The following is a 21,341-nucleotide window of genomic DNA, read 5'->3' on the forward strand; positions in this document are numbered from 1 at the left end:
TCATCTGGTCGGCCGGGTACCGAACCGGCCATCGGCCTCTGCCTGGTGTTCCGATTGTCGGTGAACGGCCCCGCGTTCTCCCTGCGGACCCGGGCGTACTGTGTCAACTCTGCCCCGGCGGAGGCGGGTTGCCGTGAGGGCGCGCCGACTCCACCACATGAGGACGTACAGGGCCAGGCTGCCGATCAGGCCGGCGCCCGCGCCCTTCGCCGCGTCGGACAGCACCCCTTCGACGACGGCGCTCAGCGGCAGCCCGTCGGCCACCGCCTCCGGGCCGGCGAGCCACCGCCAGGCGTGGGCAACGGCTCCGACGAAGGCGACCAGGGCCATGGCGAGGAGGACGGGGCGCCGGGTTTCGCTGCCAGGCTTCGTGCGGCCCTCAGTGGCGAGGAAGCGGGCCCGCCTCGGCCACACGTACACCGCGATGGCGGCCAGGCCGCCGATCGTGCTCGCGTGCTGCAACGCCCGCGCCCAGGTGAGGCTGCCCACCAGCGTGGAGTTGAGCCAGGGCGTACGGGCGACCACGAAGCCGTCGAAGTGGGTGAAGGCGTCCCAGACCAGGTGCGTGGCGATGCCGATCAGGGCGGACAGCACGATCCACCCGGCTCGTCGCGCCAGCGCGCCGGCAGCGCGGAGCCGCGACGCGGCGCTGGGCTCCGGCAGCGGCAGCGGCAGCAGGGACGCCAGCGGGCGTTCGCCGGCGCGGAGCAGTCCCCACAGGGCGAGGGCGTACGGCAGGGCGACGGTGACGGCGCCCGGAGCGCTGTGCGAGGTCGTGGCGTTGACGAACGGTTCGTACCAGGACTGCGCACTGACGGGCAGTCCCGTGGTGACGACGAAGTAGGGCAGGTCCGGTGCGACGGCTCCGGCAACCAGCGCGGCCCGACTGAAGGGTCTCCGCAGCAACGGCAGTACGGCCGCGGGGTGGGCCAGGGTGAACGGCATGAGCATCCTCTCGCGCAGACCCCAATAGTCCGTCGAACGGAATGCTACGTCAAACGGACTAATGACCTCTGGCGGATGCGCCGCGTCATCCCTCGCGGCTCCGGCTGCGGCGGGCGACCGTGCTGTCGATGCCCAAGGCCCGATAGGCCAGATGGGCCTGAACGCCGTCCGGAATCCGGCATCCTCCCCGTCACGGTCGCCGCGGGTCCGCTCGCAGAAGCCAACCCTCACCACCGGCGAACTCGATGCCCTGGAAGGAAGCACCGAACGCCACCCGGTCGAACCCGACTTCCCGGTGCAGAGAGGTTGTCGTCTTTCCGGGCTTGAGGACTGCGTTCTCGCTGGTCAGGCATAGGGTCGGCGGTCTCGTGGCAGTGGTGACGTGTCGTGTCGTCGCGTTGGTGGAGGTCGAGGATGCCGTCGGTCGTGGGACTGCTGGAACAGCGTGAGCTCACCGCTCGCCGTCGTGTCGACGATCTGCGGGAGGAGGCCGACCGCCTCCAGACGGAGCTGGCCGTGGCCGAGCGGGAGTGGAACGAGTGGGTCATCGCCCGCTCACGCGTTGGCGAGGTACTGGCCCCGGGCAACGACGCCGTCATCGGCCCCGCCGCCTCCGAGGGTCTGCCGGCTCCCGGTGTGCAACCGGCGCGGCCCGAACCGGCGGAGGCGGCGAAGAGTCGTGTCCTACCGGCTCGAGGCCCGGTCCCCGCCCCGCCCCCGTCCCCGCTACGTCCTACTTCTCCTCCGGCTCCCAGGCGCGGAGCAGGTCGAGCAGCCCTGCGTCTCCGTCAACGTGCAAGGAATCGGCCTGGATCCGGTCGTACAGGTAGAGGACCAACTCACTGGCCGTGCCGTGGACGGAGGCGCCGGCTGCGTCCGAGTCCTCGCCGGTCGCGGCGGTGGGCGCGGGGATGCGGGTGGTGCGTGCGCCGTCGCCGTCGACGGTGAGGCGCCAGGAGCGGCCCTCGGCGGCGTGGAAGTCGAAGGCCGTGGGCTTGTGCGGCCAGGCACTCGGCGTTCCGCAGACGGTGAACAGGAACTCCTCCACACCGTCGAGTACCACCTCGACCGGCAGCGGCTGCGGGGCGCCCCAGGCGAGCTGGGCGTCGTACGTGTGCACCGCGGTCTCCTGGACCCGGTGCCGGGCGACACCGCCGGAGGTTGGCGGTGACTGCGACGCGGGCCACCACGTCCAGCAACCGCTCTCCGGTCCTGCCTCGCGCAGGGCGCTCAGCAGAAGCTGCGTCGACGTGGCCAGCCAGGCCAGCAGGGCCTCACGCTCCCGCGGCACTACCAGAGCGGCGCGCGCGGCGACGGCCTCGGCCGGGGGCGCGTCGGCAGGCCCCGCACCGACGATGGCGGCCCAGAAACGGTCTCCCCCACCCAGGTGCTTCACCAGATCGAACAACGTCCACCCGGGGCAGGTCGGCACCTGTGCGTCAAGACTGGGCGCGGCGGCGACCACGGCGCGGAATGCGGTCGACCGTTCATCGATCAGTCGCAGCAGGTCAGGGAACTCAAGATTCTTTTCCACGCCGGATGTCTATCACCGTGCTCCGGTGATCGGACAGCGATTTTCACAGTCGCCGCCGGTTGGCCACTGCGGACGTCTCGCCTCCCACCGCTCGGGTGACAAGCTGCGCACTGCTGCGAGGACGCCGGTGGTGGCGGTACGCCAGGCGTCGTGCCGGTGGGTGCCCTGGCCTCGCCGCGCGGCCGGGCACCTCGGCGACGTGACGTCCACCCGGTGCGCGCTGTTCGGAGACCTTGTGTCGCGCCTCGAGGACGACTTCGCCACGCGGTGTGCGACCGAGCGAGACGCCCAGGACCGCAGTGAGTACGGTCGTGTCACCGTACCGGCAGATGCGACCGTGTGCGGGACTCGGATCGTCGTCTGCGTGGGCGAGTTCGGGTCGCCGGCCCTGGTCTGCGCGGACAACCCCGGCGCCTTCCTGGTGCTCTGACCGCGAAGGTTCACCGGGTTCGCGGTGGCACGGTCCGGACCGGTTGGACGTGGGTGGACATCCGAGGTTCGGGGAGGCGTGGTGGCGGAGCCGGTCAAGGTCCGGAGACTGGCCGGCCAGGAGGGCCAGCAGTTACAGCGGATTGTGCGGCGTGGCAGTACGGGTTCGGTGCGCTACCGGCGGGCAATGATGTTGCTGGCCTCGGCCGGCGGGAACCGCGTGCCGGTCATCGCCCAGCTGCACCGTCCCCGAGCTGCCGGTCAGCGGAGGAGGCGACCGCTTCGCTTCAGGCGGCCGGCGAGCCCGACGGCCACCACGGTGGCCGGCAGCGCGGCCGCCAGGCACGCCACGACAGCCGCCTCGCCCCACGCCACCGTGTAGGCGTGGGCGAGCAGCGGCGGGGAGGCCAGGGCCATCGCCGCCAGCTCGCGGCCGCCCCGCGATCCACTGGACCAGGTCAGCGCGACACCGGTCGCGGCGAGGACGACCAGCGGCCAGCACCCGTAGTCGGTGCTGACCCACGGCACCCCGTGCGAGGCGATGGCCGCCCGCGGCACGACCACGAGCGCGACCACGGCAGCGGCCGCGCCCGCTCGCCCCGCCGCGACGCCCTCCGCCCGCCGGTCCTGCGGGCAGGCGAGCAGCACGGCCGCCGCCAGAACCATCGCGGCCGGGGTGACCACCGGGTCACCGAACCCCGGCCCGCTGACCACCGCGGCCACCGCGAAGGAGAGCAGCCCGGCCACCGCGCAGGGCACCCCCACGCGCCACCGGCCGGCCAGCGCCGCTACCGCCCCCGCGACCACGACCAGCGACGAGACGAGCAGCGCGCCCCACGCCCCCGACAGGTCGGCTTCGAGTCGCACCCCCAACGGGGCGGGCGAGGAGACGACATCGGCGTACCAGGTCAGCAGGTGCAGGCCGCAGGCGGCGGCCGAGGCGGCCAGCGCGAAGGGGTACGCCAGCGCGAGGACCTTCGCGACGGGAGCGGCCGGGCCCAGCCCCATCCGCATCCTCATCGCGTGCGCCGCCAGACCCGCGCCCTCCCGCAGCCGCGAACCCAGCGGCTCGCCCGCGGTCATCTCGCGGAAGGTCGCGACGATCTCCCCGCCGTGGGCCCGGCGGTAGGCGGCGGGATAGAGCCGCAGGACGCGCTCGATCATGCGGAGGCCGCCGGCGGCTTGGCGACGGACAGGCGGCGGGTGGCCTCCTTCGCCGCCGCGGCCAGGCGCTCGGCCTCCACCGCGAGCCGCTCCCGCCCCGCCGGGGACAAGGTGAAGATCCGCCGGGCCCGGCCGTCGACGATCTCCTCGCGGTCGATGTCGATCAGGCCGTCGGCCAGCAGCCGGTCCAGGGCCCCGTACAGCGCACCCGTGCGCAGCGCGACCCGGCCGCCGGTCATCGTCTTGACCTCCTGCGCGATGGCGTATCCGTGCCGGGGCGCGTCCGCGAGGGCGGTCAGCACCATCAGGGTGGGCTCTTGCATCACACGTTCACTCACCTCACGAAGATAGTCACTCCGCCGGACCATCTCAACGCGGTCGGCCGGGGCCCTGAGGTGCGGTGCCGGGGCCTATCGCCGTTCGGCGCGTCATTCGGCGCTCCGTTCGACGCCACGTTCGACGCCCGGTTCCTGCGCGGGCAGGCCGCGGAGCAGCGTGCCGAGGAACAGTTCGAAGCGGGGGGTGCTGTCGCCGAGGTCGAGGGGGTGCTCCTGAACAGCGGTGATGCGCTGACCGCTTGAGCTCGCCTTCGTTTGCCGACAGGTATCGCGGGTGAAGGCGTCGCGGTCTTTGGCATTGCGCGTCAGTGTCGAAGTTCCGGCTTCGGGTCAGGCCGGCGGGTCGGGGGTGTATCTGGCGAGCATGGTCTCGACGGCCTCTTCGACGGCGTTGTGGATGTCGGAGGCTGCGGGGTTCCAGCCGGTCAGCAGCATGCGGGGCCACAGGACGTAGTTGGCGATCATGCCGAGGAACTGGTTCGCGGCGCTCTCAGCGTCGGGCACATCAGCGTTGCCCGCCTCATGCTCGGATTCCAAGTAGTGCTGGACGGAGGCGAAGTAGGGCAGTTTGCCGAGCTGGAACTGCATCCGTCCCAGCTCGGGGAAACGAGGCAGTTCGGCGATGACGATCCGGAACAGGCCTGTCATGCGGGGCTGGCTGATCAGGTCGGCGTAGCGGTGGCCGATGGCTGTCAGCCCGGAGCGCAGATCTCCCGCCTGCGGCCGGGCGGCGGTATCGCCGGCGTCACGCTGCCAGGACTCGGTGACGATGGCCTCGAAGAGGGCCGCCTTGGTGGGGAACCGCTTGAACAGGGTGGACTTCGAGACCCCGGCCGCTTCGGCGATCCGTGCGAGGGAAGTGCCGGCGTAGCCACGGTCCAAGAACAGTTCTGTGGCCGCGGAGGTGATCGCCTCGCGCTTCTGCTGGGCGAGCCTGCGGTGATGCGCGGTGAGTTCTGCTGCCATGCGGAGAGTATGCCGCAGTCCCGAGGCGAGTCACTTGACTCGCCTCGGGGGCCCGCTTACGGTGCACCAACAAGGCGAGTCAAGTGACTCGCCTCTGATCTGTGGCACCTGGGCGGATCCTGGTTGTCGCACGGTGGAGGAAGTTCATGACAATCGACAAGATCGCTTTGGTGACCGGTGCGAATCGCGGCCTCGGGCGCAGCGCGGCCATCGCCCTGGCCACACGCGGAGTGCGGGTCGTGGTCACCCACCGCGGCGATGTGGCCGGGGCTGAGAGGACGGCGGAACAGGTGCGGGCCGTGGGTGGGACTGCCGCTGTTCTCCGGCTCGACATCAGCGACGTCTCCTCCTTCGCGTCCTTCACCTCCGAACTGGGCGCGCAGCTGGAGCGCTGGGGTACTTCGAGGCTCGACATCCTGGTCAACAACGCGGGAGTGGGAGTCTTCGGGCCGCTGGAGACTGTCACGATCGACGACTTCGACACGGTGATGGGCACCAACGTCCGGGGCACGTTCTTCCTCATCCAGTCGCTCGTGCCGCTGCTGGCCCAGGGCGGCCAGGTCATCAACGTCTCGACGTCACTGACCCGCCACACCAGCCCCGCCACCTCGGCCTACTCCGCGTCGAAGGCCGCCGTCGAAGCTCTGAGCCGCACCCTCGCCGCAGAACTCGGACCACGCGGCATCCGGGTCAACTCCATCGCCCCGGGGCCGACCGCCACCGACTTCAACGGTGGAGCGATGCGGGACGACGCCGGAATGCGCCAGGTTCTGGCCGGACAGACCGCGCTCGGCCGCGTCGGCGAACCTGAGGAGATCGGCGACGCCATCGCTACGCTGGCCTCCGAGGGACTGCGCTGGGTCACCGCCCAGCGCATCGAGGTCTCCGGCGGTGCTCTCCTGTGACGCCGGGCGACGGTCGGTAGGGAAGCAGGCAGTGACGGCCCCGGCTCACTCCGAGCCGACCGACTCGTCCTCATCCTCGTCCAGCTCTGGCGCATCAGGGTCCCGAAGCGGGCTCAGGGCGCCGGCGGCCGGAAGGATGGCGGTGACCACTGTGCTGGACGACCATGATCGTTCTCACCGATAACGGCTGTACCGATGTTCAACTCAGCGCCGCCAGCTACCAGCCGGCCCCCGGCGACGTGGAGGGCTGGGCCTTCGGCGCGGGCGGCCAGCCGAGCGTCACCGCGCCGTAGCACCGACCCGGTACGCGCGCCGCTGCGGACGACCTGCGGCGGCGCGCGCTTGGCGGGCACCGCCGCCATCCTCTACTTCACACTCGTGGTGCACCTGCCCGCCGCACTGGCCCTCTCTGTCAGCCTTGGGTGAGACAGCCCGCTTTGGCGGGTTGGCCTGAGAGGGCCCGAGCAGCAGTTCCACCCCTGGTGACCAGCACCGATCCGTCCGCCCGTGGTGGACGAGGCGTTCACCGCCGTCGAACACGAGCTGGGCACCACGGCCGCAGCCGGGGCGGGGCATAGTGATCAGGTCCATCCACGCCATGCCGGCCAGGACCGGCCGAACCGAGGAGAGCTCACGGTTGCGGAAGGCCGTGGCCCGTCAGGATGACGGCGGTCGCTGGAGGCCCTGGAGGAGCAGGTCGACCAGGCGGCGGGGGTCGTAGCGGGGGTCGTCGTCGCGGCCGGCGCAGAGGTTGCCGATGCCGCGCATCAGTTCGTAGGCCTGCGTTCCGGGCCTGGTCTCGCCGGCCTCGGCCGCGGCGGCGAGCAGTTGGGCGCAGACGGGCACCAGGCGGTCGAGGAAGTAGGCGTGCAGCGCGTCGAAGCCGCCGCCGTCCGATTGCAGCGCGTTGGCGAGTCCGTGTTTGGTGACCAGGAAGTCGACGAAGAGGTCGACCCATTGGCGAAGTGCCGCGAACGGGGAGTCGGCCTCGGCCAGCAGGGCCGGGCCGGCTTCGGCGCAGGCCTCGACCTGGTGGCGGTAGACGGCGACGACGAGGTCCGCGCGGGTCGGGAAGTGGCGGTAGATCGTCCCCGTTCCGACGCCCGCCCTGGCCGCGATCTCGCGGATCGGCGCGTCGACGCCGGAGGAGACGAACACCTCGGCGGCGGCGGCCAGCAGCGTCTGCCGGTTGCGCTGCGCGTCGGCCCGCCTTCCTCTGGCCGGCGACTCCCCGGACCGGGTCTCCCCGGACTGGCCCGCAGTGGACACCACGCTCTCCTCCCGATAGTCGTTGACGAAGCGGAACGCTGTTCCGTATAGTAAGTGGAACAAGGTTCCGGTTTCAGCATAGCCGAAACCGGACGCTCCCGACCGCCTCGCCCGCCGCCGGCCGCTCAGGCCCGGCCGGGAGAGGCCCCTGAAGGGACATGCGCACCATGAGCGAATCGACGCACCCGGCCGACACCTTCGGCCCGCCCGTTCCCGTCCTCTCCGTCAGTCCGGTCGTCCTGCCGGTGCCCGGCCGGGCCGTGGACCTGGAGGTGCGGGTCTCCGCGCCGCTGACCGGGAGCGACCTGCCGGTCGTCCTCCTCTCCCACGGCCAGGGCCACTCGAACAACCTCTCCTCGCTGAACGGCTACGCCCCCCTCGTCAACTTCTGGGCCGCGCACGGCTTCGCCGTGATCCAGCCCACCCATCTCAGCTCGACGACGCTGGACCTCGCCCCCGACACCCCCGGGGCACCCATGTACTGGCGGTCCCGGGCCGAGGACATGACGCACATCCTCGACCGGCTCGACGCGATCGAGGCCGCCGTCCCCCAACTCCTCGGACGCCTGGACCACGGCAGGGTCGCCGTCGCCGGGCACTCGATGGGCGGGCACACCGCGAGCCTGCTGCTCGGCGCCCGGCTCACCGACCCCGACGACGGGACGACGGTGGACCTGGCCGAACCCCGGATCACGGCGGGCGTCCTCCTGGCCGCACCCGGCAGGGGAGGTGACGCCCTCACCCCGCTGGTGGCCGAGAACTACCCCTTCCTCTCGACCCCGGACTTCTCCCGGATGACGACGCCCGCGCTCGTGGTCGCCGGGGACAAGGACGCCTCCGCCCACCTGACGGTCCGGGGGCCGGACTGGCACACCGATCCGTACACCCTCTCCCCCGGCCCCAAGTCGCTGCTCACCCTGTTCGACGCGGAGCACGGGCTCGGCGGCATCTCCGGATACGACGTCGCCGAGACCACGGACGAGAACCCCGCACGGGTCGCGCTGCTCCAACGGCTCACCTGGGCCTACCTGCGCACCGCGCTCCACCCCGGCGACCCCGCCTGGCAGACCGCATGCGACGCGCTGGCGGCCGACGCCGACCCGCTCGGCCGGGTCGACTCCAAGTAGCACCGGCCGAGCGCGTGCGTCATTCGACGCCGTCCCCTCGGTGAGTGCCAGGGCGCGGGTGGTCGACGGCCGCCGACCACCCGCGCTACTCCACCGGCGAAACGTGCAGCGCGGGAAGCGTTGGGGCCGTGGCCGGTCGTCCCGTCAACTCGCGGTAATGGCGCACCCGGAACACCCCGGACAGGCTCGCCGTCACCGTCACGGCGACCGCCAGCCAAAGGGCAGCGCCCGCCATGGCGAGCACCCCGAAGACCCGGTCGACCGCCGTGAGGCCCAGGCCGAAGACCGCCACCGACGGAAGGAAGGACAACAAGACGGGCAGAGCGATCCAGGTCGAACTGCGCGCGGTGTCCCCGCCGCGGGCCCGGAACGCCTGCCGGGAAGTCCGCATCGCCTCACGGACCCCGATGCCGTCGATCACCATCGCCGGCAGTACCAGGTAGGAGGCCATCGCCCACGAGAGCCCGACCAGCAGCAGCGACCCGAAGAAGATCACCACCACCCCGACCAGTGCCCACACCACGATCGCCGGCAGCCGCCGCAGCGCCCGCCCGTAGCCGGCCCCGATCCCGACCGGCCGCCCCTGCATCGCGTCATCCGCCGCGGCGACCAGCACCGCGTTGAAGAACGTGGCGCAGACCGCCCCGACGAGGATCGCGACCACCACCAAGGCCACGTTCCCCAGGACGGCCCCCGACCACAGCCCCGTCACCCCCAAGGCGAGCGCCCCGACCAACCCGGCGAGCACCACGCCGGCGATCCCGGGCAGGAGCAGCAGCGCCTTGTGCTCCCACATCACCCGCGCCGATTCCCTGACCGGCCTCTCCGTGTACAACGTCCCACCCCAAAGGTTCTCAACCGGGCGCGGCCGGCCACTCCCGGGGCCCCTCCGGCAGCTCCAAGCACGCTTCCTGATCGGCCGATTCGTCGAACTCGTCGCGCAGCGGCCTCAGCAGGAACTCTGCCATTCCGTGGGGCAGCGGGGCGGGGCGGCGGTCAGTCGTGGGTCAGGGTTCGGGGGCGGATGTCGGGCCAGGTCTGCTCGATGTGGTCGAGGCAGGCCTGCCGACGCGCCGCGCCGAACACCGTCTTCCAGCCCTCGGGCACGGCGGCGAAGGCGGGCAAGAGTGAGTGCTGGCCCTCTCCGTTGACCAGGACCAGGTAGTCGGCGTCGGGGTCGTCGAAGGGATTCGTCACCACGTCGTCCTCTCGTGCTTGGTGAAAACCGGTGAGCTTGCCGGTGCGGTCAGCGGCCGCGCAGTTCCAGGGTGCAGCACTTGACGCTGCCGCCCGCCTTGAGGAGTTCGGTGAGGTCCACGCCGATCGGCTCGAAGCCGCGTCGGCGCAGTTCACCGATCAGGTGGGTGGCCGACTCGGGGAGCAGGACGTGGCGGCCGTCGGAGAGCGCGTTGAGGCCGAAGACGGCGGCGTCCTCGGCGGTCGCCTGGATGGCGTCCGGGAACAGTTCGCGCAGTACCGCCCGGCTGCCGGGGGTGAAGGCCTCCGGGTAGTACATGATCTCGTCGTCGGAGAGGACGGCGAGCGCCGTGTCCAGGTGGTAGAACTCCGGGTCGACCAGGGTCAGGCTGGTCACGGGGACGCCGAAGAACTCCTGGGCCTCGGCGTGCGACCTCGGGTCGGTGCGGAAGCCCGTGCCGGCCAGCAGCCGACGGCCGGCCAGCAGGTAGTCGCCCTCGCCCTCGTTGATGTGCTCGGGCCACAGCAGTTCGGACCAGCCCTGCTCGCGGAACCAGGACAGGTAGGCCGGGCCCTCGGCCGTGCGCTCGGCGTGGCGGAAGCGCGCGCCCAGGACCTTCCCGTCGACCACGGTCGCGCCGTTGGCCGCGAAGACCATGTCGGGCAGTCCGGGCAGCGGGTCGATCTCCTCGACGGTGTGGCCGAGTTCGCGGTAGAGGTCGCGCAGCCTGGTCCACTGGGCGAGCGCGAGTGCGCCGTCGACCGGCTTCTCCGGGTGCATCCAGGGGTTGATGGAGTAGCTGACGCCGAAGTGGCTGGGCCGGCACATCAGGAAACGGCGCTGGCTTGCGACGCGGGCTGTCATCGGGGTGGTTCTCCTTGGTCTGCGTGCTGCGTGCTGCGTGCTGCGTGGTGTTCGTGTTGCTCCGGGGGTCCGGGAAAGTCCGGGAGCCGTTCAGTCGACGAGCCGGCGGCGCATCCCGCGGACGGCCAGGAACCAGGCGAGGACGGCGAATGCGGCCAGGACGGCCCCGTGCAGGGCGTCGCCCGCCCCGAGCGTCCCGAAGGCGGCGTGGCGCACCAGCTGCGTGCAGTGGTAGATCGGGTTGACGGCCGCCACCCCCTGGACCCAGTCGGGCAGCCCGTCCAGCGGGAAGAACACGCCCGCGGCCATCACCAGCGGTGTGAGCACGCCGGACACCACGAGCCGCAGCCAGTCGATCGCCGGCACCAGGCAGGACACCCACATGCCGAGCAGGGCGAAGGCGAAGCCGGAGACCAGCGCCACCAGCGGCACCAGCAGCAGCTCCGGCCCCGGCGGCAGGCCGATGGCGAGGCAGACCAGCAGCGGCGCGGTGCCGTAGACGGAGGACTTGACGGCGATCCAGGACGCCTCGGCCGTGACCAGTTCCCAGACGTCGACGGGCTGGCACAGGACGGCGTCGTAGATCTTCTGGTACTTGCGACGGTTGAAGCTCTCGAACATCCCGGCGAAGGCCGAGGCGAAGAGCACCGAGGTGACCACCATGCCGACGCCGACGAACTGCGGGTACGGGTGCCCCTGGACCGAGTCGATCAGCCGGCTGAAGCCGATGCCGAACCCGGTCATGTAGACCAGCGGCTCGATCAGCGAGCCGAAGGTGATGGCGGGCCAGTAGCGGCGGAAGAGCAGCAGTTCGCGCAGCCACACCGCCCGCATGGTCGGCCACAGGGCGGGCGGGAGGCCTGGGGCGGGACCGGTCTGGGCCTCGGTGCGGGGCATGGGCGTCGCCGTGGTCATCGGGTGTCCTCTCTGTGGGGGCGAGCAGGCGGGCGGGCAGGCGGGCGGTGGTCCAGGGGGCGAGGGAGCGGCCGGCCCGGGCTCAGCCGAACAGCTCTCCGGTCAGCGCGACGAACACGTCCTCCAGGGAGGTCGGGCGCAGCACGTCCGGCGGTCCGAGACGCTCGCGCAGCTGCGCGGAGATCGTCTCGGCGCGCAGGACGGAGACCGCCGGCCCGGTCCGCCGGCTGGGCAGTCCGGCCCGGGCGGCCTCGGCCTCGACGAGTTCGCGCCGGGCCGCGTCGCCCCGGTACTCGGCGGCCTGCGCGCCCGCGTGCGCGCGCAGCAGTTCGGCGGGGGTGCCCCGGGCGATCACCCGGCCGCCGGTCACCACGGCCACCTCGTCGGCGAGCCGTTCCGCCTCTTCGATGTAGTGGGTCGACATGACCACCGTGGTGCCGCTCTCGCGCATCCCGTCGATGACGTCCCACAGGTCCTGCCGGATCTGCGGGTCCAGGCCCACGGTGGGCTCGTCCATGAGCAGCAGCCGTGGGTTGTTGACGATGCCCCGGGCCAGTAGGACCCGTCGGCGCATGCCGCCGGAGAGCGCGTCGGCGCGGGTGTTCGCGCGGTCGGTCAGCCGGACGGCGGCCAGCGCCTGGTCGACCGCCTCACGGTAGCGCTCGCGCGGCAGGGCCGTGAACCGGACGAAGACGTCGAGATTCTGGCGCACCGTCAGTTCGGGGTCGATGTTGTCGTGCTGCGGGACGACGCCGACCAGGGAGCGGGCGCGGCGGGAGTCCTCCGGCATCCGGTGCCCGAACACCTCCACGGTGCCCGCGTCCGCGCGGGTCTGCCCGGTGAGCATCCGCATGGTGGTGGACTTGCCCGCGCCGTTGGGCCCGAGCAGGCCCAGGAACATGCCGGGCGGCACTTCCAGGTCCAGGCCGCCCACCGCGGTGGTGGCACCGAACGTCTTGACCGCGCCGCTGATTCGGACGGCAGGAGTGTCCACGCGGGCGCTCCTTTCGGGGAGTCGGGGAAGGCAGGAGAAGCGCAGGGGATGTGCAGGGGATGTGCGGGGGAAGACGAGGGGAAGGCGGAGGAAGTCGGGCGAAGCCAGGGGAAGTTCGGCGTCGGGGAAGGTACAAGGGAAGTCGGGGAATGTCACCGCCCGGTGCGCCGAAATCCTCGCTCCCCGGGGGCCGGGCCCGCGCGATCATCTAACCGCAGAATCGACTTGTCAGGAACCTGCTTTCGGGGGTTCCCCTGTCCATGACCAGGTGTTAGGTTGCTCGAAGATCAATGCCGCCGGGACGCACTATGTCGGCCCATCCGGGGGGAAATTCGGCTCCATCGCCCGTAGTTCGCGACCGTAGCGTCGGTGTGCGACGGGTGCCGATCACGTATTCCTCCTTCGGTCGTCACCCGCGGCACCACCGCCCCTTCACACACCTGACCGAGGAGATGTGGATGCAGTCCGACGGACCGCTCACCGCGAACGTCCGCCTGCGGGCCGCGGTAGCCGAGGACGCCGGTGTCGTCACCGAGGTCTTCCTGGCCTCCCGCACCGCGACCATGCCGTACCTGCCCCGTCTGCACAGTGACGAGGCCACCCTGAGCTGGATCACCCACGTCGTGCTCCCGGACACCCGGGTGTGGCTGGCCGAGGAGGCCGGGACCGGGGCCGTGCTGGGCTTCGCCTCGCTCGACGGCAACCTGCTCGACCACCTCTACCTGCGCCCCGAGGTGCGCCGCCGCGGCATCGGGACCGTGCTGCTGGAGGCCGTCAAGTCGGCCAGCCCGCAGGAGCTCTCGCTGCACGTCTTCCAGAAGAACACCGAGGCGCGCGCCTTCTACGAGCGGCACGGCTTCGTCGTGGTGGACACCAACGACGGCAGCCGCAACGAGGAGAACGAGCCGGACATGACCTACCGCTGGACCGCGTGACTCCCGCCCGCACAGCGCGGTAGCCGGTAGCCCCCCCGCCGAGGGACGTCGGCGGGCCCCCGCGGCCCCGGAGCCCACAAGGACCCCCGGAGGCCACCACGGCCGGGGGCCCGCGACGGCCCCGGGACCCCCGGCGGCCCGCACACCACCACGGTCTGTGAATCACCACGGCCCGCAGATCACCACGGCCCGCTCATCACCACGGCGGGGCTCACCGCGGCCTGAACTCACCACGGCCGCGGCCCCCGACGGCCCCGGGGCCCACGACGCCCCGCGACTCACCGTGGCCGCAACTCACCACGGCTCACCACGGCCGGGGCCCACAACGGCCAAGAGCCACCGGAAACCACCGTCCGGCCCGCCCGACCCACCCGGCCGGCGGGGCGGTTCCACCTGGAGGGATGCCCCGTGCTGGGCGAACACAGCCTGCCCGCGGAGACACCGCTGTCGTACGCACAGTTGGCGCTCTGGTTCAACGACCGCCTCCAAGGCGGCGACGCCTCGTACAACGTCCCGGTGGCGCTGCGGCTGACCGGCCCGGTCGACCACGAGGCGCTGCGGTGCGCCCTCGCCGACGTGGTGGAGCGGCACGCGGCCCTGCGTACCGTCTTCCCCGAGCGCGACGGCGTGCCGCGCCAGCACGTGCTGGCGATGGCCGAGCTGCCGCCGGTCCTCACCGTGGTGCCCGTCACCGAGGAGGAGCTGCCCGCCCTGATCGAGGCCGGGGCCGGGCACGTCTTCGACCTGGAGGCCGAGGCCCCGCTGCGGGTGCACCTGTTCGTGCTCGGCCCGCAGCAGCACGTGGTGCTCATGGTGCTGCACCACATCGCCGGCGACGGCTGGTCGCTGGCCCCGCTGGCCCGCGACCTGAGCACCGCCTACCTGGCCCGCGGCCAGGGCCGGGCGCCCGTCTGGTCCCCGCTGCCCGGCACGTACGCCGAGTACGCCGTGCGCCAGCACGCGAACCTCGGTGACCTGGACGACCCGCAGGGCCAGGGCGGGCGGCAACTCGCCTACTGGCGCCAGGCGTTGGCGGGCCTGCCGGACTTCCTGGAGCTGCCCACCGACCACCCCCGCCCCGCCGCGATGTCGCACCGGGGCGAGTACTTCCCGTGGGACCTCCCGGCCGAGCTGCACCGCGAGCTGCTGGCGCTGTCCCGCTCCTGCCGGGTCAGCATGTTCATGGTGCTCCAGGCGGCGCTGGCGACGGTGCTGACCCGGTCGGGGGCCGGTACGGACATCCCGATCGCCAGCCCGATCGCGGGCCGCACCGACGAGCGCTACGACGACGTGGTCGGCTACTTCGTCAACCCGCTGGTCCTGCGCCTGGACACCTCCGGTGACCCGACCTTCCGCGAGCTGCTCAAGCGGGTGCGCCGCACCGACCTCCAGGGCTTCGCCCACCAGGAGTTCCCGTTCGAGCGGCTGATCACCGCGCTCAACCCGCACCGCTCGCTGGGCTGGCACCCGCTGTTCCAGGTGATGCTGGCCTTCCAGAACACCCCCGAGGCCTCCCTCGCGCTGCCCGGCATCGAGACCGAGATCGCCGAGGCGGGCCCGGGCGGAGCGAAGTTCGACCTGTCCTTCAACATGCGCGAGGTGCACGACGCCGACGGCGCCCCGGCCGGGCTCGGCTGCTTCGTCGAGTACAGCACCGACCTGTTCACCCGCGCGGGCGCCGAGGCCCTGACCGCCCGGCTCGGCCGGCTGCTCGCCGCGGCCGCCGCCGACCCGGACCAGCGGATCGGCGAGTACGACCTGCTCGGCGCCGAGGAGCGGCTCGACCTGTTCGAACGCGCCCACGGGCCCGCCCTGCCCTTCCCCGCGGTGCCGCACGACGACGCCTTCGCGGTGCCGCACGACGGTGCCGCCACGATGACGCACGACGGCGCCCTCACCGCGACCCAGCACGGCGCCCCCGCGGTGACGTTCCACGGCGCCTTCGAGGAGCGCGCCGCCCTGGAGGGCGAGGTCACGGCCCTCGTCGCCGAGGACGGCCGGTTCACCTTCGCCGAGGTCAACGAGCGCGCCAACCGGCTCGCCCGGGAGCTCGTGCGGCGCGGGGCCGGCCCCGAGCGCTACGTCGTCCTGGCGCTGCCGCGCACCACCGACCTGCTGATCGCGCTGCTCGCCGTCCTCAAGTCGGGCGCCGCCTACATACCGGTCAGCCCCGCCATGCCGCGCGAGCGGCTGGCCGGCATCCTCGCCGACGCCGCCCCGGTCTGCGTGCTCGCCACGGCCGCCGACGCCGGCCGGCTGCCGGACGGCGCGCCCGTCCTGGTGCTGGACGAGCCCGGGGCGCGGGCCGCCGTCGCCGCCCACCCCGGCGGGAACCTGACGGACGCCGACCGCACCGGCCCCACCGGCCCGGACGACCCGGCCTACGTCATCCACACCTCCGGCTCGACCGGCGTGCCCAAGGGCGTGGTGATCCCGCACGGCGGCCTCAGCAGCCTGATGCACCACCACCGCACCCGCATGGTCCGCCCGTCCGGCGGCCCGCAGGGCCGGCGGCTCCAGCTCGGCCTGGTCGCCTCGATCACCTTCGACACCGCCTGGGAGCCGCTGTTCTGGCTGCTGGAGGGCCACCCGCTGCACCTGCTGAGCGACGAGGTCCGGCTCGACCCGCAGGCCCTGGTCGGCTACGTCCGCCGGGAGCGCCTCGACTTCCTGGACCTCACCCCGACGTACGTCCCGGCGCTCACCGCCGCCGGCCTCTTCGCCGAGGGCCACCACCGCCCGGCCGTGCTGATGCTGGGCGGCGAGGCCGTCGGGCCGGCGCTGTGGACCGAACTCTCCGCCCTGCCGGACGTCGCGGTGTTCAACTACTACGGCCCGACCGAGTGCACCGTCGACGCGCTCGCCTGCTCCCTGGCGGACAGCCGCACCCCCGTCATCGGCCGCCCGCTCGACAACACCCGGGCGTACCTGCTGGACGACCTGCTGCGCCCCGTCCCGCTCGGCGTGCCCGGCGAGCTCTACCTGTCCGGGCCGCACCTGGCCCGCGGCTACCTGCGCCGCCCCGCCCTGACCGCCGAGCGCTTCGTCGCCGACCCGTACGGCCCGCCCGGCGCCCGGATGTACCGCACCGGCGACCTCGCCCGGATGCGCCGCGACGGCCAGGTGGAGTACCTCGGCCGGGCCGACGGGCAGATCAAGATCCGCGGCTTCCGGATCGAGCCCGGCGAGATCGAGGCGGTGCTGCTGCGCCACCCCGCGATCGTGCAGGCCGCCGTCCTGGCCCGGGGCGCCGGCGCCGAGGAGCGCCACCTCGCCGCCTACCTGGTGACCGAGGACGGGAACGCCCCCGACCTCGCCGAGGTGCGCGAGCTGCTGGCCGGGCAGCTGCCCGACTACATGATCCCGGCGGCCTACGCCGTCCTGGCCCGGCTCCCGCTCAACTCCAGTGGGAAGCTGGACGGTTCCGCTCTTCCCGAGCCCGGGCTGCGGGCCGCCACCGGCCGCTCCCGGGCCCCCCGGGACGCCCGCGAGGCCGCGCTGTGCGCGCTGCTCGCCGAGGTCCTCGGCGTGGCCGAGGTCGGCCCCGACGACGACTTCTTCGCGCTCGGCGGCCACTCCCTGCTCGCCACCCGGCTGGTCAGCCGGGTGCGCACCGCCCTGGGGGCCGAACTGCCCATCCGGGCGGTCTTCGAGAGCCCGACGGCCGCCGGGCTCGCCCGCGCGGTGGACGCCGGGCGATGTCGCCCGGCGCTGACCGCCGCCGCCCGCCCCGAGCGGATCCCGCTCTCGCACGCCCAGCGCCGGCTCTGGTTCCTCCAGCAGCTGGACCCGCACAGCGACGCGTACCACATCCCGCTGGCCCTGCGCCTGACCGGCGCCCTGGACCGGGACGCCCTCGCCGCCGCGCTGCACGACTGCGCCGCGCGCCACGAGGCCCTGCGCACCGTCTTCCCGCTCCCCCGCGGCGAGGACGCGGCTCCCCACCAGCAGATCCTCGCCCCGGAGCAACTCCCACCGCTGCTACGGCACTCCGGCACCGCCACGGTGACCGAGGAGGGCCTGGCCGAGGCCCTGCGCACCGCCGCCGCCCAGCCCTTCGACCTCGCGTCGGAGCCGCCGCTGCGCGCCCACCTCTTCGCCCTCGCCCCCGAGCGGCACGTCCTGCTGCTGACGGTCCACCACATCGCCTGCGACGGCTGGTCGATGGGCCCGCTCGCCCGCGACCTGGGCGCCGCCTACCAGGCCCGGACGGCCGGCCGGGCCCCCGAGTGGACCGCCCTGCCCGTCCAGTACGCCGACTACACCCAGTGGCAGCTCACCCTGCTCGGGGACGACGAGGACCCGGGCAGCACCGCCGCCCGGCAGTGGCAGTACTGGAGCGGGGCGCTGGCCGGCCTGCCCGAGGAGATCGCGCTGCCGGTGGACCGGCGGCGCACCGCCGAGACCGGCCAGGAGGCCGGCCGGGTGCCGCTGCGGCTGAGCGGCGCGGACCACCGCGCCCTGGCGGAGCTCGCCCGGGCCGACGGCGCCAGCCTCTTCATGGCCGTCCAGGCCGGTCTGGCGGCGCTGCTCACCCGCCTCGGCGCGGGCACCGACCTGCCGATCGGCACCCCGATCGCCGGGCGCACCGACGAGGCCCTGGACGACCTGGTCGGCTTCTTCGTCAACACGCTGGTGCTGCGCACCGACACCGACGGGGACCCGGGCTTCCGGGAGCTGCTGCGCCGCGTCAAGGACGCCGACCTCGCCGCCTACGCCCACCAGGACCTGCCGTTCGAGCGGATCGTCGAGCTGGTCAACCCGGAGCGCTCCCCCGGCCGCCACCCGCTCTTCCAGGTCGCCCTGGTGATGGAGCAGGCGGGCGCCGCCGTGGAGATCCCCGGCCTCGACAGCGAGTTGCTCACCGCCGGCCCGGCGCCGGCCAAGTTCGACCTCACCGTCACCCTGGGCACGCCCGCCGGCCCGGACGACGAGCTGACCGGCGCCGTCGAGTACCGCGCCGACCTGTTCGACCGGGCCACGGTCGAGGCGATCGCCGGCTACCTGACGCGGCTGCTCGGCGCGGCCGCGGCCGACCCCGAGCGGCCGATCTCCCGGCTCGAACTGTCCGCCGAGGGCGAGCGGCCTCGGCTGCTGGAGCGCTCCGCCGGCGAGCGGCGGGAGCTGGCGCCGACCACGCTGGCCGCCCTGGTGTCGGCAGGGCTCGCCGCGCCGTCCGACACCCCCGCCCTGGTGTTCGAGGGCCGGGAACTCGGCCCGGCCGAGCTGGACCGCCGGATCGACGCGCTGGCCCGCCGGCTCGCCGCGGTCGGCGTCCGCCCGGGCAGCCGGGTCGCGGTGGCCGTGCCCCGCTCGGTGGAGCTCGTGGTGGCGCTGTGCGCCGTCCACCGCGCCGGCGGCGCCTACCTCCCGCTGGACCCGGACTACCCGGCCGACCGGCTCGCGTACATGCTGGCGGACGCCCGCCCGGCCGCGGTGATCGCCGCCCCGGAGCAGGCCGCCGCGCTGCGCCCCGCCGAGGGCGTGCCGTGCCTGTCACCGGAGGACCTGCCGGCGCCCGAGGGCGTCACGCCGACCGCCCCCGGCCCCGGGGACCCGGCCTACGTGATCTACACCTCGGGCTCGACCGGGCGGCCGAAGGGCGTGCTCGTCCCGCACCACGCCATCGCCAACCGGCTGCGCTGGGGCCAGGAGGAGTACCGGCTCGGCGCCCGGGACGGCGTCCTGCAGAAGACCTCGGCCAGCTTCGACATCTCGCTGTGGGAGTTCTTCTGGCCGCTGATCACCGGCGCCACCCTGGTGCTGGCGAAGCCCGACGGGCACCGCGACCCGGCCTACCTGGCGGAGCTGATCCAGCGCGAGGGCGTGAGCGTCGCCCAGTTCGTGCCGTCCATGCTGGACGTCTTCCTCCAGCACCCGCGGGCCGCCGAGTGCACCGGGCTGCGCCTGGTCGTGGCCAGCGGCGAGGCGCTGCCCGCGGCCACCGTGCGCCGGTTCCGGCAGGTGCTCCCGGGCGTCCGGCTGGACAACCTCTACGGGCCCACCGAGGCCACCGTGGAGGTGACGGCCTGGGAGTGCGGCCCGGCGGACGAGCAGGCGCACCCGGTGCCGATCGGGCGGCCGGTCTGGAACTCCGGCGGCTACGTCCTGGACACCGCCCTCAACCCCGTCCCGCCGGGCGTGCCGGGCGAGTTCTACCTGACCGGCGAGCAGCTCGCGTACGGCTACCTCGGCCGCTCGGCGCTCACCGCCGAGCGCTTCGTCGCGGACCCGCACGGCGCGCCGGGCACCCGGATGTACCGCACGGGCGACCTGGCCCGCCACCGCCCCGACGGCGTGGTGGAGTACCTGGGCCGGGTGGACAGCCAGGTGAAGCTGCGCGGCCACCGGATCGAGCTCGGCGAGATCGAGACCCGGCTCGGCGAGCACCCGGCGGTCACGGCCTGCGCCGTCGCCGTGCGCGAGGACCGGGCCGGCGCCGTACGGCTGGTCGCGTACGTGGTGCCGGACGGCGCCGCGCAGCCGCCCACGGCCGCCGCGCTGCGCGCCCACCTGCGCGGCCACCTGCCCGACCACATGGTGCCCACCGCCTACGTGCTGCTCGGCGCGCTCCCGGTGACGGCCAACGGCAAGCTGGACCGCCGGGCGCTGCCCGAGCCGCAGACCCACGTCGAGAGCCGGGCCCGGGAGCCGCGCACGCCGGCCGAACGCACGCTGGTCGCGGTCTTCGCCGAGCTGCTGGGCGTGCCCGCGGTCGGCCCGGAGGACGACTTCTTCCTGCTCGGCGGCCACTCGCTGCTGCTGATCCGGCTGGTCGAGCGCATCCACGCGGAGTTCGGCGTCGACCTGCCCGTGAAGACGCTGTTCGAGGCGCCGACCCCGGCCGCGCTGGCGCAGCGGCTGACCGGGCAGCGGCCCGGGCGCGCCGACGCCCCCTTCGAACCGCTGCTGGCGCTGCGGGCCGCGGGCGGCCGGGCACCGCTGTTCTGCGTCCATCCGGTGACGGGCGACGGCCTCGGCTTCATCGGCCTGCTGCGCGGGCTCGACCCGGACCAGCCGGTCTACGCCTTCCAGGGCATCGGCCCGGTCGGCGGCGGGGAGCGGCCGGCCGACGTGGACGGCCTGGCGCGGGAGTACCTGGCGCGGATGCGCGCCGTCCAGCCGCACGGCCCCTACCGGGTGCTCGGCTGGTCCTTCGGCGGGCTGGTCGCGCACCAGATCGGCGTGCTGCTGCGCGAGCAGGGCGAGCAGGTCGACCTGGTCGCGCTGCTGGACAGCCATCCGGCGCCGCCGGACGCCGGGGAGGTCACCGACACCGCCGTGCTGGCCGAGCTGCTGACGGCGACGGGCGCGCCCGCCGCCGAGGTGGCGGCCGTCCTGGCGCAGCAGTGGCGGCCCAAGCCCTCGGAGCTCCTCGACCGGCTGGCCGTGGCGCTGCGCGAGGCCGCGCCGCGCGACGAGGACGAGCTGGCGGTGTTCCTCGACTCCTGCCGCTACCACGCCGGGCTGATGGCGGCGTGGACCCCGGGGGTGCTCGACGCGCCGCTGACCACCTTCACCGCGACCGGCGACCACCGGCCGCAGCAGACGGTGGCCGTCTGGTCGGCCCACACCACCGGGCCGGTGGCCGACCACCCGCTCGCCGCCCGGCACCTGGACCTCGCCGACGCCGGGCCGATCGACGAGATCGCCCGGGTCGTCGCCGCCGTCCTGCGACGGGCCGACGAGGGCCGGCGATGACGGTCCGTCCGGAGCGTTCCGGACGGACCGCCACCCGCCGCCCGGCCCCGTCGTACG

At 73.4% G+C, this 21,341-nt stretch carries 16 protein-coding genes and 2 pseudogenes; 7 read left to right on the forward strand and 11 right to left on the reverse strand.

Annotated elements, in window-relative coordinates; genetic code table 11:
* Positions 1-945: a DUF4184 family protein gene (locus tag ACIOGZ_RS10655; RefSeq protein WP_400985600.1), complete on the reverse strand. Its 945-nt coding sequence runs from the start codon at positions 943-945 to the stop codon at positions 1-3.
* Between the two features lie 733 nt (positions 946-1,678).
* Positions 1,679-2,479, reverse strand: a complete 801-nt coding sequence (locus ACIOGZ_RS10660; RefSeq protein WP_363627771.1) for a maleylpyruvate isomerase family mycothiol-dependent enzyme — start codon at positions 2,477-2,479, stop codon at positions 1,679-1,681.
* Positions 2,480-2,990: 511 nt separating this feature from the next.
* Here ACIOGZ_RS10660 and ACIOGZ_RS10665 point away from each other — a divergent pair.
* A pseudogene (locus ACIOGZ_RS10665) lies at positions 2,991-3,149 on the forward strand (IS630 family transposase); the annotation flags it as partial.
* A 20-nt stretch (positions 3,150-3,169) separates the two neighbouring features.
* Here ACIOGZ_RS10665 and ACIOGZ_RS10670 read toward each other — a convergent pair.
* Both ACIOGZ_RS10670 and ACIOGZ_RS10675 read right to left on the reverse strand, forming a co-directional pair.
* Positions 3,170-4,072 carry a hypothetical protein gene (locus ACIOGZ_RS10670; RefSeq protein WP_400985602.1) on the reverse strand — a complete coding sequence of 301 codons (903 nt, stop codon included), beginning with the start codon at positions 4,070-4,072 and terminating at the stop codon, positions 3,170-3,172.
* A complete protein-coding gene (locus ACIOGZ_RS10675) occupies positions 4,069-4,395 on the reverse strand; it encodes a PadR family transcriptional regulator (RefSeq protein ID WP_363627768.1) in 327 nt (108 codons plus the stop codon). Before ACIOGZ_RS10675 ends, ACIOGZ_RS10670 begins: the two co-directional genes overlap by 4 nt.
* On the opposite strand from ACIOGZ_RS10675, the gene ACIOGZ_RS10680 reads away from it, so the two are divergent.
* Positions 4,390-4,653, forward strand: coding sequence for a hypothetical protein (locus ACIOGZ_RS10680; protein WP_400806908.1), 264 nt, complete (start codon positions 4,390-4,392; stop codon positions 4,651-4,653). The genes ACIOGZ_RS10675 and ACIOGZ_RS10680 overlap by 6 nt on opposite strands.
* An 87-nt stretch (positions 4,654-4,740) precedes the next feature.
* Here ACIOGZ_RS10680 and ACIOGZ_RS10685 read toward each other — a convergent pair whose 3' ends face one another.
* The gene (locus tag ACIOGZ_RS10685) at positions 4,741-5,376 is read right to left on the reverse strand and encodes a TetR/AcrR family transcriptional regulator (RefSeq protein WP_400332108.1); all 636 of its coding nucleotides are present in this window, start codon (positions 5,374-5,376) and stop codon (positions 4,741-4,743) included.
* Between the two features lie 146 nt (positions 5,377-5,522).
* On the opposite strand from ACIOGZ_RS10685, the gene ACIOGZ_RS10690 reads away from it, so the two are divergent.
* Positions 5,523-6,281, forward strand: a complete 759-nt coding sequence (locus ACIOGZ_RS10690; protein ID WP_363585498.1) for an SDR family oxidoreductase — start codon at positions 5,523-5,525, stop codon at positions 6,279-6,281.
* A gap of 164 nt (positions 6,282-6,445) precedes the next feature.
* A complete protein-coding gene (locus ACIOGZ_RS10695; protein WP_363627765.1) occupies positions 6,446-6,574 on the forward strand; it encodes a hypothetical protein in 129 nt (42 codons plus the stop codon).
* Between the two features lie 364 nt (positions 6,575-6,938).
* Here ACIOGZ_RS10695 and ACIOGZ_RS10700 read toward each other — a convergent pair whose 3' ends face one another.
* Entirely contained in the window at positions 6,939-7,550 is a 612-nt protein-coding gene (locus ACIOGZ_RS10700) for a TetR/AcrR family transcriptional regulator (RefSeq protein ID WP_400985605.1), read from the reverse strand.
* Positions 7,551-7,717: 167 nt separating this feature from the next.
* Between ACIOGZ_RS10700 and ACIOGZ_RS10705 the strand changes: the two genes are divergently transcribed.
* Complete coding sequence (locus ACIOGZ_RS10705; RefSeq protein ID WP_400985606.1) at positions 7,718-8,677, forward strand: alpha/beta hydrolase family protein; 960 nt, start codon at positions 7,718-7,720, stop codon at positions 8,675-8,677.
* An 85-nt stretch (positions 8,678-8,762) separates the two neighbouring features.
* Here the strand turns inward: ACIOGZ_RS10705 and ACIOGZ_RS10710 are convergent, their stop codons facing one another.
* From ACIOGZ_RS10710 to ACIOGZ_RS10730, 5 genes and pseudogenes are all read right to left on the reverse strand, one after another.
* The gene (locus ACIOGZ_RS10710) at positions 8,763-9,473 is read right to left on the reverse strand and encodes a hypothetical protein (protein WP_363627763.1); all 711 of its coding nucleotides are present in this window, start codon (positions 9,471-9,473) and stop codon (positions 8,763-8,765) included.
* Positions 9,474-9,673: 200 nt separating this feature from the next.
* Positions 9,674-9,874: an MbtH family protein gene (locus ACIOGZ_RS10715; protein ID WP_400985609.1), complete on the reverse strand. Its 201-nt coding sequence runs from the start codon at positions 9,872-9,874 to the stop codon at positions 9,674-9,676.
* A 49-nt stretch (positions 9,875-9,923) separates the two neighbouring features.
* Positions 9,924-10,796 (reverse strand): annotated as a pseudogene (gene ddaH / locus ACIOGZ_RS10720) (dimethylargininase); the annotation flags it as partial.
* 33 nt (positions 10,797-10,829) lie between these two features.
* Positions 10,830-11,654, reverse strand: coding sequence for an ABC transporter permease (locus ACIOGZ_RS10725; protein ID WP_363624229.1), 825 nt, complete (start codon positions 11,652-11,654; stop codon positions 10,830-10,832).
* Between the two features lie 82 nt (positions 11,655-11,736).
* Positions 11,737-12,648 (reverse strand): ABC transporter ATP-binding protein, encoded by a 912-nt coding sequence (locus ACIOGZ_RS10730; RefSeq protein ID WP_363375621.1) that lies wholly within the window; start codon positions 12,646-12,648, stop codon positions 11,737-11,739.
* Positions 12,649-13,106: 458 nt separating this feature from the next.
* Between ACIOGZ_RS10730 and ACIOGZ_RS10735 the strand changes: the two genes are divergently transcribed.
* On the forward strand, positions 13,107-13,583 hold the full coding sequence (locus ACIOGZ_RS10735; protein WP_363585491.1) for a GNAT family N-acetyltransferase: 477 nt from the start codon (positions 13,107-13,109) through the stop codon (positions 13,581-13,583).
* Positions 13,584-13,991: 408 nt separating this feature from the next.
* Positions 13,992-21,284, forward strand: coding sequence for an amino acid adenylation domain-containing protein (locus ACIOGZ_RS10740; RefSeq protein WP_400985612.1), 7,293 nt, complete (start codon positions 13,992-13,994; stop codon positions 21,282-21,284).
* Positions 21,285-21,341: the final 57 nt, after the last annotated feature.

The organism is Kitasatospora sp. NPDC088160, from assembly GCF_044741445.1.
Classification (GTDB): Bacteria; Actinomycetota; Actinomycetes; order Streptomycetales; family Streptomycetaceae; genus Kitasatospora.

What these genes read in the sequence shown, in the direction of transcription:
- ACIOGZ_RS10725 (WP_363624229.1), bottom strand. Translation starts at nt 11,654, where the DNA reads ATGACCACGGCGACGCCCATGCCCCGCACCGAGGCCCAGACCGGTCCC.
- ACIOGZ_RS10675 (WP_363627768.1), bottom strand. Translation starts at nt 4,395, where the DNA reads ATGCAAGAGCCCACCCTGATGGTGCTGACCGCCCTCGCGGACGCGCCC.
- ACIOGZ_RS10670 (WP_400985602.1), bottom strand. Translation starts at nt 4,072, where the DNA reads ATGATCGAGCGCGTCCTGCGGCTCTATCCCGCCGCCTACCGCCGGGCC.
- ACIOGZ_RS10710 (WP_363627763.1), bottom strand. Translation starts at nt 9,473, where the DNA reads ATGTGGGAGCACAAGGCGCTGCTGCTCCTGCCCGGGATCGCCGGCGTG.
- ACIOGZ_RS10690 (WP_363585498.1), top strand. Translation starts at nt 5,523, where the DNA reads ATGACAATCGACAAGATCGCTTTGGTGACCGGTGCGAATCGCGGCCTC.
- ACIOGZ_RS10735 (WP_363585491.1), top strand. Translation starts at nt 13,107, where the DNA reads ATGCAGTCCGACGGACCGCTCACCGCGAACGTCCGCCTGCGGGCCGCG.
- ACIOGZ_RS10705 (WP_400985606.1), top strand. Translation starts at nt 7,718, where the DNA reads ATGAGCGAATCGACGCACCCGGCCGACACCTTCGGCCCGCCCGTTCCC.
- ACIOGZ_RS10685 (WP_400332108.1), bottom strand. Translation starts at nt 5,376, where the DNA reads ATGGCAGCAGAACTCACCGCGCATCACCGCAGGCTCGCCCAGCAGAAG.
- ACIOGZ_RS10695 (WP_363627765.1), top strand. Translation starts at nt 6,446, where the DNA reads ATGATCGTTCTCACCGATAACGGCTGTACCGATGTTCAACTCAGCGCC.
- ACIOGZ_RS10655 (WP_400985600.1), bottom strand. Translation starts at nt 945, where the DNA reads ATGCCGTTCACCCTGGCCCACCCCGCGGCCGTACTGCCGTTGCTGCGG.